The following is a 13,867-nucleotide window of genomic DNA, read 5'->3' as shown; positions in this document are numbered from 1 at the left end:
GGCGCAGCCAGCGCACCATGCGGGTTCAACGGGATTATTTTTTTAACCGTGCCTGCACCTTTTGATAACGATAAACTATAATGCACCACAAAGGTGCAATGAAAGGATTGGTCGGCCATGTTAGCCACCGAATATGAAACTAGCCATTTATTAAACACCCTCAACACTGCGCTGGTGATGGTGAATGAAAAGCTGCAAATCGTTTATACGAATCACGCCGGTGAAGCCCTATTTGAAACCGGTTTTAAGCAGTTGTGTGGTCACCAGCTCTCTGATTTCTTCGCACCTAATGCCATTAATGATGCGCGATTACGTGCAGCCATTCGCAAAGGGGAAGACTTCACAGAAAATGATTTTCGCTTATGCTTTAAAGATGGTCGAAACGTACTGTCTGACCTCACCGTTACGAATTTGAATACTGAGCACGGTCCGGCGCTGATGTTTGAAGTGCGCCGGATTGACCAGCAGCGTCGTATCTCCCGTGAAAATCAGCAAAATGCCCAACACGACGCCGCGCGAGAACTTATTCGAGGCCTCGCCCATGAAATTAAAAACCCCTTAGGGGGCATTCGCGGTGCAGCGCAGTTATTAGAAAAAGAACTAACAAACCCCGATCACACCGAATTCACGCAAATGATCGTTGAGCAATCAGACCGGTTACGTAACCTGGTCGACCGCTTGCTTGGCCCTAATTCTTTGCCTAGATTGGAATGGAGCAACTTGCACCAGGCACTTGAAAAAGTGCGGAGCCTGATGAAGGTGGATTCCGATAACCCTATCACCATTATTCGTGATTACGACCCAAGCATTCCCGACCTGAAGGTCGACCAAGATATGGTGCAGCAGTCGGTACTAAATATTTTGCGGAACAGCGTTCAGGCGCTTACAGAGGCGAAAACACCGCATCCGCAGATTCGCCTGGTTACCCGGATCGACCGGCAAATGACCATCTTAGGAAAACGCCATTCTCTCGTTGCGAAAATTCAGATTATCGATAACGGTCCAGGCATTCCCCCAGACATCAAAGACACGCTGTTTTATCCCATGGTAAGCAGTAAACAGAATGGCAGTGGTCTTGGCTTGTCAATCGCACAAACTTTAATTAACCATCATGGCGGAAAAATCGAAGTGGACAGTCATCCTGGTCACACCGAATTCACGCTATATCTCCCCGTTCCCAAAAAGGAGTCGGAACATGAATAACGAGTCCGTTTGGATAGTAGACGACGATAGCTCCATTCGATGGGTTTTGCAGAAAGCCTTGCAAGCTGCAAATATCGCTTGTCTGAGTTTTGAAAATCCTGAAGATTTGCTGCTGCAATTGCAGAGCGGCCAAAGTCCAGAGGTCATCGTATCTGACATCCGCATGCCACAGATGGATGGTATGACGCTGCTTCGTGAAGTGCACGACGTTGACCCACTCATCCCGGTTATCATCATGACGGCCCACTCCGACCTGGATAGCGCAGTTAATGCTTATCAGAGTGGTGCATTCGAATATTTACCCAAGCCTTTTGATATCGATGAAGCCGTTACGCTGACTCAGCGTGCCATTGCCCATGCTCGCGAGCAAAGCCGCCAAAATCAGGCTCCTCAGGACGAGGTAGTCACTGAAATCATTGGCGAAGCACCGGCGATGCAGGAAGTTTTCCGTGCAATAGGCCGTTTATCTCGTTCATCCATCAGCGTGTTAATTAATGGCCAATCTGGTACGGGTAAAGAACTGGTTGCCCATGCATTGCACCGCCATAGCCCTCGCGCAGCCAATCCATTTATCGCCTTAAACATGGCGGCGATTCCTGCAGACCTGGTAGAATCCGAATTGTTCGGTCACGAGAAAGGTGCATTTACCGGTGCCCAGGCGGCACGTCAGGGACGATTCGAACAAGCCGACGGCGGTACGCTGTTTCTTGATGAAATTGGTGATATGCCGTTAGACGTGCAAACCCGTTTGCTCCGGGTATTGGCAGATGGTCAGTTTTATCGCGTAGGCGGACACCAATCGGTATCGGTTGACGTTCGCATCATTGCCGCGACTCACCAAAACTTAGAAAAGCGCGTGGCTGAGGGAAAATTCCGTGAAGATTTATTCCACCGCTTGAATGTCATTCGTATTCATATTCCCTCACTCAATGAAAGACGTGAAGACATTCCGCTATTGGCTCGCCACTTTCTTCGCCGCGCAGCGAAAGAGCTTGATGTCGAAGCCAAAATATTAAGCAAAGAAGCCGAGAAAGTGATGACTCAGCTTGCCTGGCCAGGTAACGTCCGCCAATTGGAAAACGTCTGTCGTTGGCTAACCGTAATGGCAAGCGGCCAGGAAGTGCTACCCAATGATCTGCCACCAGAAATTCACTCTGAGGGCACCGCTGAGAAAGGCACCGCAGCAGCGATTGGCGAATGGCCGGAATTATTAGCTAAATGGACTGATGCGCAATTGCGTGACGGGCATTTCAACATTCTGAACGATGCCATGCTTACATTTGAGAAAATCATGCTTGAGCGTGCGCTGAGTTATACCCACGGTCACAAGCAAGATGCAGCCAAGCGTTTAGGTTGGGGGCGAAACACCCTCACCCGCAAGCTGAAAGAACTGGACGTAAACGGCTAATCCAGAGACCAGGGACGAAAAGAAAAGCCCGCAGCAAATACATGCTGCGGGCTTTTTTGTATAGTCACTTTTTGATGCCGTGTTTTTCTGGTGCAGTCTTCGGCAGAATTATTTGGTTAATAGGCTAGTCATCACCTGGTTGAAATGCCGCACCCATTTCGCACTGAACTGCCCTTTCGCCATGCGATTAATCTCGATAACCGCGTCTTTCTTCGGCATTCTGTTTTCCTGATTATGCGACCGCGCATGCGTCATTGCATCGTAGGTATCCAGAATTGCCAGCAACTTGGCCCCATCACAAATATCGTCTTCTTTTAATCCTAACGGATAACCACTGCCGTCTACGCGCTCATGATGCTGCATTACAATTTTACGGGCATGATCCCATTGATCTAAATGCTCCAGCAATCGCGAACTTTTGTACACATGCGAGCGCATTAAATTAAATTCTGAATCGCTGTAGGGCTCGGTCTTGTTGAGCAAATGAAGTGGCATAAATGCCATGCCGAAATCGTGTACGTAACAGGCCACAGACAACTGATCATCGTCGATAGGGTTACCCGCGGCGTGGTTGACATACAATGCCAACTTGGCAATCCGGTCGCCCCGCCCTGCCCAATAGTTCGAACGGTGTTCAATGGTTTGCATCAAATCTCGAAAGAACAGCATGTCTTCACGTTTTTCTTTGCTAACCGTTTTCAGAATACCCGTATTCGCTACTGTTGCGGGTGCTTTCGCAGCACTAGGCTTATCCTCAACCACAGTTTCTTCCGGTTGTTCAGAAGCAATATCGAGATCAGGATTAAGCAGTAATACCGCATCGGCCAGAAGTTTGTCGTGATCACCTAGGTTCTCTGGCGTAATTCGGGTGATTGCCAGTACCAGTTGCTCATGAAGGTGTTCATCATATTCGGCTTTGCCATCGCTCATGACCTCCATGACGAAGCTTTTCACCCGGTCCATGGTAAGCAATACCAGATCGCTCATAATACTGGTGTAGTTAACCTGCCCTTTACGCAGGTAGTCGAGCAAATCTTCAACGTGCTGTAACAGCGGAATCATCGGCCCGAAGTTTACCAGCCCAAGATCACCCTTGATGGTATGAATAGAACGAAACAGGCTTCTCTGCAACTCGTTGTCTTCCGGACGCAACTCAAGTTCAATAAGCGTTTGCTCACTGGACTCGTATAACTCGTTAATCTCCTCCATGAGATCACTTAAGATATCTTCCTCTAGCTCTTCCGGTGTGAACGTCTGCATTTTATCTCTGTGTAGAATTAAACCGTTACTTAATTTATATCATCACAATAGCAGTTTCGCTAATTCCGCTCGCTAGACTTTTGGATAAGTGACCGCTTGATTAAGCAAACTCAACGATAAAATCACTGATCGGATAACTGAAGCCTGCACGATCCCGTATACTTCGCCGCAAAATTATAAAATAGGAAAAATCGTGTTAGCTATTCTTCGCGTCATCGCGCTTTTAATCGGCTTTGTGTTGGTTAATCTGGTTGTCTTTATTGTCTGTGTGCTGCGCCCGTTTCATAAAAACAACGTTCATTTCGGCGGTAATGCCTACGCGCTTCTGTCTCGCATTGTCGGACTAAAAGTGATTGTCAGAAAAAGTGAAGAAGTGAAAGCTGATACGCCCTACGTGTTCATCGCTAATCACCAGAACAGCTACGACATCATTACTATCTGTAAAGCCGCACTGCCTGGGGTGGTGACCATTGGTAAGAAAAGCCTGAAGTGGATCCCTCTGTTCGGCCAGATTTACTGGCTGTCTGGTAACATCATGATCGACCGCAAAAACAGTGGAAAGGCGCGGGATACACTGAAAATTGCGGGTGAGAAAATTCGCAGTAAAGGTACCTCGGTGTGGGTCTTTCCTGAAGGAACACGAAGCTACGGCCGTGGTATTCTGCCGTTTAAAAGTGGTGCATTCTGGCTGGCTAAAGCCGTAAAGGTACCGATTGTGATGGTTACCGCCAGTAGTACTCACGATAAAGTGAAGTGGAATCGTTGGAATAACGGTGTAGTACTGGTGGATATCGACGCGCCCGTTGAGATGGGGCCAGAACATTCAGCGAAAGGCTGGACTGAGCATTTCGAGCAGCAGATGAAAGAAAAACTCATCGCGCTGGATCAGGAAGTGGCGCAAATTGAATCTGCAAAGAGATAGCATCCTGACGCAGGGTTAATTACACTATCGCTAATTTACTTGTTGAGAGAAAACATGAATCAGTTTGACGAGCGCGAAGAATGGTACGAGTTTAACCAGGAGACCATCGAGGCACTGCTGGAAGATGGTAGTCAGGCCGACGCCGTTTACACCATTGAGCATCACTTAGCTTCCAGTGATTTTGATATTCTGGAAAAAGCGGCGGTAGACGCATTCAAAGCAGGGTTTGAAGTGTCTGATGCGGAAGAACTGATGCTTGATGACGGTGGCACCATTTTCTGCTTCGATGCCATTGTAGAACGGAAACTCGATCAAGATGCCCTGAACAACGACTCTGATACGTTGCTGAAAATTGCCGATAAGCACAATGTGCACTACGACGGTTGGGGAACTTACTTCATGCCCCGCGAAGGCGAGCACGAGCTCAACGATTAATCCTTCGCATAATCTGCACATGCCTTAAACCGACTTATTCAGTCGGTTTTTTATTGTCTGGTGAGCGACAGGGTGTGAATTAACAGTCCGGCATCACCGGGCTCACCATGGCCTGGTAAAACAAGGGTTGCAGCGTTCCCGTAACGGGACAGCACCTTTTGCACTGACGGTCCCCACTGCTGTAAATCCGCATCGCCGGTATAACCCAGCGTTTGCGTTTCAGCGCCGCGGATAAGGCACCCGCCGACAAGAATATTGGCTTCTTCTAGCCAAACTACACTGTTATCTGCTGCATGGCCCTTACCGGGATAAAACACTTCGATGCCAGGAGCCAGTTCAAAAACCTCTTCGGTAATACTGTGCGATGCCAACGGTCTCTGATTGCGCTGAAGGAATGCATTCGTCATCGCCGATGCATACGTCGCCACAGCATTTTCGTTGAGCACGCCGATCCCGGCAGTTCTGTCTTCATGCCAATGACTTGAGAATGACTGGGTTACCGGCATTCCCTGCGCTTTCGCCCACGTCAATAGTTGTCGTGTTTCTTCCGGCGTCCACGGCGTATCAATGATACTGCTGCCTTGCTCAGACAAGACAATCACACCGTTTGATTCAACCAACCCGAAACCTTCCACCGCCTTGTAGGAAACATGAAGCCACACGTTGTCAGACAGCTGCTTGAGCTGCATTTCCCCTGTTGCCTTGGCCGCTGCAGGCAGATGAGTTGCACATAAGATAAAACTACAAAACAGATATTTTGCTAGTTGCAATGGACGCTCGCTTTTAATCATAAGGAGAACTATTCAACTGTTATACCAGTGATTGTACCCAGCCCGCCATGCTTTTCTGAACGGTTCGGTTAAGGGTTGTTTCAGCATTCGTTCAGCTTCAGAACGCCAAACTGTAAAGCATAGTCAGGCACACATGAGAGGAAAGATGATGCTGAAACTAACGAACCGGATTGTAAAAATGCCTTTGGCCACCTTGGTTACTTTAAGTGCCCTACTCGCCGCGCCCGCCTTTGCCGAGTCACAGGAACGTGTCAGCAATGCAAAGGAGTTTCAATTTGGCGAAGCCCATGTTCCTGTTGATGACAAGAAGCTGATAAAAAACCAATCTCTATCTTCGACTGCCAGCGTGGCTAAAAGCAGTAAGAAGCGCAGCGCCATCACCTCAGTGGTTAATTCTGATTTCTGGATTTATGACGCTTGGATTGAAACCTACAACGATACGGATTACGACGGGTATGCATCGACACTGAGTGTACATATTGATGTCGATACAATATACGGTGAAGCGCCGGTTTACGCGGTATTGTATTTAGGTGACGCCGAACAATTTTATGAAGTCCATGACTCTTCGGTTTTCTATATTTATGGCGACAGCACTACCGATGAATTCGTGATCGAGACCGACCTGATTTCTGGCTACCAGCCTTTTGATTATGACATCATGATTGAGATTTATGACGCGACGACTAACGAGTTGGTGGCCATTGCCGATCACACCACAGATGCAGACCTTTCCTATGTGCCTCTGGAAAGTGAAAATTACGATGTGGTGATTGTGGAACAAGAAACCGTGGTTGAAGTTAGGGAGTATGGCGGCGCCCTCTATTGGCCTATTCTCGCGGGCTTATTTGGCCTGGCACTATGGCGCAGAATGCGCCCTTAACCAAAACCATAAATATAAAAGACCGGCTTCGTCCGGTCTTTTGCTGTACATTGGCGAAATACGGGTTTAGGTGTCACAATTAAGTACTACTGGAACAAATGTTGTCGCTATGGAAAATGCACAGAAAACACTGAATCGCAGAAGAATACTCAAAGGGGCATTAGCCACCTGGCTTACCGCGGGTTCTACACCTTTCGCCATTGGCCGGGAAAAGCCTGTTTTACGCGTTCTGGGCACGCATGTCACCCTACAAGAAGCCCTCCGACAACAAGCGGAACAAGATTTAGGCATTCGCATTAAGTTTGAGCCCGGCGGCAGTGCTATTGTGCTTCAGAAAGCATCGATGAATCCTTCTGGTTTCGACCTTTATGAACAGTGGTCGAACAGTATTAATGTGCTGTGGCGGGCCAACGCTATTCAGGCAATCGATAAACGCAAACTGACTTACTGGGATGAAATCAATAATCTGACGAAAACCGGCAAGGTCACTGCAGATGCCGAGATTGGCGCCGGCGATGCGCCACACAAAATTATCAACGTGCAGAAAGACGGAACGCTTTCTGACAAACATACCAATAACATCAGCTTTTTACCCTACGTGCACAATGTGGATTCCTTCGGCTACCTTAGCAAGGAGGTTCCGGCAGATCTCGATGTTAATAACGAGAGCTGGGGGTGGTTGCTCGATTCCAGATACAGTGGCAAGGTGGGCATTGTTAACGATCCGACAATTGGGCTGTTTGACCTGGCATTGGCAGCGCAGGCTAAGGGCTTTATGCGCTTTGAGAATATCGGCGCCATCACGCATGCTGAACTTGATAAGCTCTTCGGCTTGCTCATTGAGTTAAAACAGCTACAGCACTTCAGTGGTTTCTGGACATCGGTACCAGAGTCCGTGCACTTTATGCGTTCAAAGCGGGTGCTGATTGAAAGCATGTTTTCACCGGCAGTGTCTGATCTTAACGGTCAGAATATACCGGTTAAATTTGCGGCGCCCCGAGAAGGCTATCGTGGTTGGCACGGTGTAATGTGTTTGTCGTCGGCCACCCATGGCCGTGTTAAAGACGTGGCCTACGAATATATGAACTGGTGGCTTTCCGGTTGGCCAGGCGCATTTATTGCCCGTCAGGGATATTATATTTCTAACCCGCAGCGCTCTAAACCACTACTCTCTCAAGCTGAATGGGATTATTGGTATGAAGGAAAGCCAGCTTCCGAAGCCTTAAGCGGGCCAGATGGCAAAGTGTCAGTTCAACCGGGGCAGCAACGTTCGGGCGGAAGTTACGAAGACAGGTTTAGTCATGTTGCTGTATGGAATACCGTTATGCCGACTTACGAATACAGTCTGCAAAAATGGTATGAATTCATTACTTCTTAGCGGTTAATAACACTTTATGTTTCATTCAATTCGCATTCAATTAATTGCCGTCCTGCTCCTCATGAGTGCGCTTGTTCTAGTGCAGGGCTTTTTAAGTCGTGCCAACGAGCAAACGTTAACCGAAGGCATGACGAATACGCGCCAGGCGGTTATTGATGTAGGCATAGTTGGCGAACTTGAAAGAGATGTCGTCGATTTACAGCGCAATGTACTTATCTTTAAAGAGATGACCAGCGCCTCTGCGGTAACGCGATTCGAGCGGTTAATGATTTCAATCACGGAAAAGTTGAATGTTCTGGAAAGCTCATCCATCGCAGCCACGTTTGATGACAACGGTGACGACACTTTACAGCGCATGCGCGAGCACCTTGTCGCCTACAAGGAAAATTTTCACACCGTGGTTGATGACAGGCACCAACGGGATCAATTAATTGAGTCTGGCTCACTTATCATCGGCAATGAAATCGATGCTCTGCTTCAAACGGCGGCAGAAAAACAACACCTGTCGACAGGTAAAATTAACCAACTGCGTATACAAATCATTGCGTTGGAAAATACCATTTTACGTTATCTGCTTGAGCCCAGCATGGACACCATTCAGGATTTTCGGGATTCGCTGGCGTCTGTGTACGCGTCACTGGAAAACGAAAGCACCGAAAGCGCCGTTGCGATCAAAGCGCAAATTGAAGGGCTTGAAGAACGCTTCCTGCAACTGACTCAGATCACGCAGAATAATTTGTTTCTGGTAAATGTGGTCATGGCGGGTTCAGCCAACGAATTTCTCTATCTGAGTCGGGAGCTGGCCAGTCACGTAAGTGCGCAAACCAATATTATTAATCGGAATGCGCAGAATGCCGCAATAAGCGCCAGGTTGAACGGCGAAATCTACCTGGTGATTGCCATCGTTTTAGCATTTGGATTTGCGATATTTACCGTGAAGCGGGTACTGACCCCCATCCGAAATATCACAGGTGTATTTAACGAGTTGGCTAACGGTAAAGAAATTGAAGCCTTACCGAACCTGGAGCGACGGGACGAAATTGGCAAATTGACCCGAGCAGCCTCCGTTTTCAAGGATAAGAACGCGCAGACCCGTTCACTCCTTAAAAACGCGCAGGAACTCAACGTTCAACAGGAAGCGTTGAATAAAGAGCTTGCCGAATCGAAGCGTAAAGCAGAACGGGCAACGGCCTCGAAGAGTATCTTCCTGGCGAACATGAGCCATGAAATACGTACTCCACTAAATGGTATAATCGGATTGCTGGAACTGGCACACCAGCAACCTATGTCAGCCATGCTCAAGGACTATCTTGATAAAGCCTCCTATTCGAGTCAAATCCTGGTAAGCGTGATCAACGACATTCTCGATTTCTCGAAAATTGAAGCAGGAAAACTGGAGCTGGAAAATGTCAGTTTCTCACTGCATTCAGTTCTCGATAATCTGCTGGCGGTGGTGAGTCTTCGCGCCCAGGAGAAAAATCTCAGCGTACGTCTGGAAGTAGATCCTTCCTTACCCACCAGAATCGTAGGTGACCCACTGAGACTGTCTCAGATCTTAATGAATATCTGTACCAATGCTGTGAAATTTACCCAACAGGGTTCGGTTAACGTGTTCATTAAAGGCATGGTGAATCAGTTGGGTGATAAAGTGGTCCTGCGCATCGAAGTCACAGACACGGGCATAGGCATGTCGCAAGCCCAGGTAGACAGAATTTTTCAGCCGTTTACCCAGGCCGATGATTCGACAAACCGCAAATTCGGCGGTTCCGGGTTAGGACTCACCATCGTTAAACAGCTAACGGAATTGATGGCCGGCAAGCTGAAAGTTTCATCAGAGCCTAACAAAGGGTCGACATTCGTTATTACCATTCCCATGTCTATTCAGAATCAACAACGAGGTATTCTGGCCGATGTGCCTGAATTGCCGTTAGGTAGCAGCTATTATTCCGATCGCCCCCTATTACCCAAGAGCTATTTCGAGCTGTTAAAACTGAGAACAGCCAAACAGCCGCTACGTGCACTCAAAAGTGACGTGGGTGTTCCAGCCTCGTTATTGGTTGAAATTGACAGCTACGCAGAATTTAAATCGTTACTGCCGCAGCTTACGCTCTATGAGCGCCAAGGGATCCCTGTGGGGATCATTATGGAAACACAAACCGGGCAGTTGCAGGAGAAAATACAAAGTCAGTGGCAAGGCCCCATTCTTCTGCACCCCTTTACGCCAGGACAATTCATTGTTTTTATTTGTGCATTGGCAGGTGTAGAAAGCAAAGTGTACAGCAAGGACGTTTCGGAAGAATCGACCATGCTGGAAGGACACATCTTGCTGGTTGAAGACAATAACATTAACCAGGTTGTTACCGGTGAAATGCTGTCATCGTTAGGCCTCACCTTTGACATTGCGGAAGATGGCTTGCAAGCCGTAACCAAAATCAGCAATGCGCCGGTATATGATCTTGTATTGATGGACGTGCAGATGCCGGTTATGGACGGTTATGAAGCAACCCGAAGAATACGGGAGAAAGGGCTGAATGAACTGCCTATTATCGGCTTGTCGGCGAATGCGATGAAAGAAGACCATTCTCAGGCGCTGGAAAACGGCATGACCGACTATTTAACCAAACCGCTTAAGCGAGGTAAATTATCGGAAATGCTAAAACGTTACCTGCACACCGAATCCACTGAGCGAATGCGGCGTTCAAACCGCCGGTAATGTAAGCAGCCTATGCCTAGCTAGTGTAAAGACATAAAAAAAGGAGCGTTGTGATACGCTCCTTTTTCATTTGTCGCCAGACTGAGATTACAGCGCGCTAATGGTTGCGTGTTGCTCTTTCAGTTTTGCCAATGCTGTTTCAGCCTCTTCCAGCTTGCTACGCTCTTTGGCAATAACCGCTTCAGGGGCACTGTTAACGAATTTCTCATTAGACAGTTTACCGTTGGCGCGGGCCACATCTTGCTCGGCCTTACCCATTGCCTTGGCAATACGGGCAAGTTCGGCGTCTTTATCAATCAAGCCTGCCATAGGGATAAGAATTTCCATCTCACCCACTAACGCGGTAGCACTCGCTGGCGCCTGTTCACTGGCTTTCAGCGTGGTGATGGACTCCAGTTTCGCCAGTTTATCGATAAATGGAGCAGCTAAGTCCAGGCGTTCCTGATCTTCCTCACTCACATTACGCAGAATAGCGTTCAGCGGCTTGTTAGGAGAAATGTCCATCTCACCACGAATATTGCGAATACCAATGATAAAGCGCTTCAGCCACTCGATGTCGGCCAGTACCTTGTCATTCTCACGCTCCGCTTTCACTTCAGGGAAAGACTGGATCATGATGCTGGTTTCACCTTCTTTCACACCGGCATCACTCAACGGTGCAACACGCTGCCAGATGGTATCGGTGATGAACGGCATTAATGGGTGCAGCAGACGCAGTAACTGTTCAAGCACGTTGATTAGCGTATGACGTGTTCCGCGCTTTTCAGCATCAGTAGACGCATCGCTGTTCAGTACCGGCTTGGTCAGCTCTAGATACCAGTCACAGAACTGGTTCCAGGTGAACTCATACACGGTTTGCGCGGCAATATCGAAACGGTAATCAGCCAGCGCCGATTCAAACTCTTTCAGGGTTTTCTGGAACTGTGCCCAAATCCACTGATCCGCCAGACTCAGCACCAGTTCACCGCCGTCACGACCTGTATCTTCGGTTTCGGTATTCATCAGCACAAAGCGTGATGCGTTCCAAATCTTGTTACAGAAGTTACGGTAACCTTCCACACGGCTCATATCGAAGTTGATATCGCGACTGGTTGATGCCATCGCTGCGAAAGTAAATCGCAGGGCATCGGTACCATAAGCATTAATACCATCAGCAAACTGCTTGCGGGTATTTTTCTCAATCTTCTTAGCCAGTTGCGGCTGCATCATGCCTGATGTGCGCTTGCTAACCAAAGATTCCAGATCGATACCGTCAATCAGATCGATTGGGTCCAGTACGTTCCCCTTCGACTTCGACATCTTATCGCCGTTTTCATCACGGATAAGGCCAGTGATGTAGATATCTTTGAACGGAATTTTGCCGGTGAATTTCTTCGTCATCATGATCATTCTGGCTACCCAGAAGAAAATAATGTCGAAACCCGTTACCAGCACAGACGACGGTACAAAGGTATCCAGCTCTGGCGTTTCTTCCGGCCAGCCCATGGTCGCGAACGGCCATAGTGCAGATGAGAACCAGGTATCCAGCACGTCGTTGTCTTGCTTCAGCTCAACGGCGTCTTCGAGCTTGTAACGACTGCGAACTTCCGCTTCGTCACGACCCACGAATACGTTACCTTCGTTGTCGTACCATGCAGGAATACGGTGTCCCCACCACAACTGACGAGAGATACACCAGTCCTGGATGTTGTTCATCCATTGATAGTAGGTTTTGTTCCAGTTCTCAGGAATAAAGCGGATTTCGCCACTTTCTACCGCTTCAACCGCAGGTTTAGCCAGCGATTCTACTGCCACATACCATTGATCGGTCAGGTACGGTTCGATAACCGCACCGGTGCGATCGCCACGTGGTACTTTCAGTTTATGATCGACTACCTTTACCAGCAGACCTTCAGCGTCCAAATCAGCAACGATTTGCTTACGGGCATCGAAACGGTCCAGACCACGATAGGCTTCTGGTGCTTCGTTGTTAATTTTCGCATCGTCGGTGAACAGGTTGATCATTGGCAGGCTGTGACGCTTACCCATGTCGTAGTCGTTAAAATCGTGCGCCGGGGTGATTTTCACACAGCCGGTACCAAATTCAGGATCGACATAATCATCAGCGATGATAGGGATAAGACGGCCAGTGATTGGCAAACGAATATCTTTGCCGATGAAGGCTTGATAACGCTCGTCGTCAGGATGGACGGCAACGGCAGTATCGCCCAGCATGGTTTCAGGACGGGTAGTCGCTACGACCAACTCACCAGACCCATCCGCCAGCGGATAGCGCATATGCCACATGTGGCCGGCTTCTTCTTCGTTCAGTACTTCAAGGTCGGAAACCGCGGTGTGCAGAACGGGGTCCCAGTTAACTAAGCGCTTACCACGATAAATCAGGCCTTCGTCATGCAAGCGAACGAATACCTCTGTTACCGCTTTGGACAAGTTATCGTCCATGGTGAATACTTCGCGGTCCCAATCGGTAGACGTGCCCAAACGGCGCATCTGACGGGTAATCGTGCCGCCAGACTCTTCTTTCCATTCCCAAATTTTGTCGATAAAGGCTTCACGGCCTAAATCGTGGCGTGTTTTGCCTTCTGCATTCAAACGACGCTCTACCACCATCTGCGTGGCGATACCGGCGTGGTCAGTGCCCACCTGCCATAAGGTGTTGTCACCTTTCATGCGGTGATAACGGGTTAACGCATCCATGATAGTTTGCTGGAAGCCGTGGCCCATGTGCAGACTGCCCGTTACGTTTGGTGGTGGCAGTAAAATACAATAAGGGTCACCGTGTCCTGTTGGCTTGAAATAGCCTGCTGCTTCCCATTTTTCGTAGCATTGCTGCTCAATGGATTGCGGTTCAAAGGTTTTTTCCATTACTTACTC

At 48.4% G+C, this 13,867-nt stretch carries 10 protein-coding genes; 7 read left to right on the top strand and 3 right to left on the bottom strand.

Features of this window, described 5'->3' with window-relative positions; all coding sequences use genetic code 11:
• Positions 1-117: 117 nt before the first annotated feature.
• Both glnL and glnG read left to right on the top strand, forming a co-directional pair.
• The gene (glnL, locus tag ACXAFQ_RS09630; protein WP_474820741.1) at positions 118-1,203 is read left to right on the top strand and encodes a nitrogen regulation protein NR(II); all 1,086 of its coding nucleotides are present in this window, start codon (positions 118-120) and stop codon (positions 1,201-1,203) included.
• Entirely contained in the window at positions 1,196-2,611 is a 1,416-nt protein-coding gene (gene glnG / locus ACXAFQ_RS09625) for a nitrogen regulation protein NR(I) (RefSeq protein ID WP_474820736.1), read from the top strand. The genes glnL and glnG overlap by 8 nt, the downstream gene beginning before the upstream one ends.
• A 108-nt stretch (positions 2,612-2,719) precedes the next feature.
• Here glnG and ACXAFQ_RS09620 read toward each other — a convergent pair whose 3' ends face one another.
• Positions 2,720-3,871, bottom strand: a complete 1,152-nt coding sequence (locus ACXAFQ_RS09620) for an HD domain-containing phosphohydrolase (RefSeq protein WP_474820734.1) — start codon at positions 3,869-3,871, stop codon at positions 2,720-2,722.
• A gap of 193 nt (positions 3,872-4,064) precedes the next feature.
• Here ACXAFQ_RS09620 and ACXAFQ_RS09615 point away from each other — a divergent pair, with 193 nt between their 5' ends.
• Together ACXAFQ_RS09615 and rraB are read left to right on the top strand one after the other, a co-directional pair.
• A complete protein-coding gene (locus tag ACXAFQ_RS09615; protein WP_474820731.1) occupies positions 4,065-4,793 on the top strand; it encodes a 1-acylglycerol-3-phosphate O-acyltransferase in 729 nt (242 codons plus the stop codon).
• Between the two features lie 54 nt (positions 4,794-4,847).
• Complete coding sequence (gene rraB, locus ACXAFQ_RS09610; protein WP_070124747.1) at positions 4,848-5,228, top strand: ribonuclease E inhibitor RraB; 381 nt, start codon at positions 4,848-4,850, stop codon at positions 5,226-5,228.
• Positions 5,229-5,278: 50 nt separating this feature from the next.
• Here the strand turns inward: rraB and bla are convergent, their stop codons facing one another.
• On the bottom strand, positions 5,279-5,917 hold the full coding sequence (bla, locus tag ACXAFQ_RS09605) for a subclass B1 metallo-beta-lactamase (RefSeq protein WP_474820729.1): 639 nt from the start codon (positions 5,915-5,917) through the stop codon (positions 5,279-5,281).
• A gap of 250 nt (positions 5,918-6,167) precedes the next feature.
• Here bla and ACXAFQ_RS09600 point away from each other — a divergent pair, with 250 nt between their 5' ends.
• The 3 genes from ACXAFQ_RS09600 to ACXAFQ_RS09590 all read left to right on the top strand — a co-directional run bounded on the left by ACXAFQ_RS09600 (position 6,168) and on the right by ACXAFQ_RS09590 (position 10,993).
• Entirely contained in the window at positions 6,168-6,902 is a 735-nt protein-coding gene (locus ACXAFQ_RS09600) for a choice-of-anchor H family protein (protein ID WP_474820726.1), read from the top strand.
• 109 nt (positions 6,903-7,011) lie between these two features.
• Entirely contained in the window at positions 7,012-8,280 is a 1,269-nt protein-coding gene (locus tag ACXAFQ_RS09595) for an ABC transporter substrate-binding protein (protein WP_474820722.1), read from the top strand.
• Positions 8,281-8,296: 16 nt separating this feature from the next.
• Complete coding sequence (locus ACXAFQ_RS09590; RefSeq protein WP_474820718.1) at positions 8,297-10,993, top strand: ATP-binding protein; 2,697 nt, start codon at positions 8,297-8,299, stop codon at positions 10,991-10,993.
• An 87-nt stretch (positions 10,994-11,080) separates the two neighbouring features.
• On the opposite strand, the gene ACXAFQ_RS09585 is transcribed toward ACXAFQ_RS09590, so the two are convergent.
• Positions 11,081-13,858, bottom strand: a complete 2,778-nt coding sequence (locus tag ACXAFQ_RS09585) for a valine--tRNA ligase (RefSeq protein ID WP_474820714.1) — start codon at positions 13,856-13,858, stop codon at positions 11,081-11,083.
• Between the last annotated feature and the right edge of the window lie 9 nt (positions 13,859-13,867).

It is taken from the genome of Alteromonas sp. ABH2_165 (assembly GCF_056159945.1).
The sequence above is the reverse complement of the archived record's forward strand: the minus strand, read 5'-3'. Positions and strand labels throughout refer to the sequence as shown.

Coding starts and splice junctions, on each gene's coding strand:
- ACXAFQ_RS09595 (WP_474820722.1), top strand. CDS start 7,012: ATGGAAAATGCACAGAAAACACTGAATCGCAGAAGAATACTCAAAGGG.
- ACXAFQ_RS09620 (WP_474820734.1), bottom strand. CDS start 3,871: ATGCAGACGTTCACACCGGAAGAGCTAGAGGAAGATATCTTAAGTGAT.
- ACXAFQ_RS09590 (WP_474820718.1), top strand. CDS start 8,297: ATGTTTCATTCAATTCGCATTCAATTAATTGCCGTCCTGCTCCTCATG.
- glnL (WP_474820741.1), top strand. CDS start 118: ATGTTAGCCACCGAATATGAAACTAGCCATTTATTAAACACCCTCAAC.
- rraB (WP_070124747.1), top strand. CDS start 4,848: ATGAATCAGTTTGACGAGCGCGAAGAATGGTACGAGTTTAACCAGGAG.
- bla (WP_474820729.1), bottom strand. CDS start 5,917: ATGCAGCTCAAGCAGCTGTCTGACAACGTGTGGCTTCATGTTTCCTAC.
- glnG (WP_474820736.1), top strand. CDS start 1,196: ATGAATAACGAGTCCGTTTGGATAGTAGACGACGATAGCTCCATTCGA.
- ACXAFQ_RS09585 (WP_474820714.1), bottom strand. CDS start 13,858: ATGGAAAAAACCTTTGAACCGCAATCCATTGAGCAGCAATGCTACGAA.
- ACXAFQ_RS09600 (WP_474820726.1), top strand. CDS start 6,168: ATGCTGAAACTAACGAACCGGATTGTAAAAATGCCTTTGGCCACCTTG.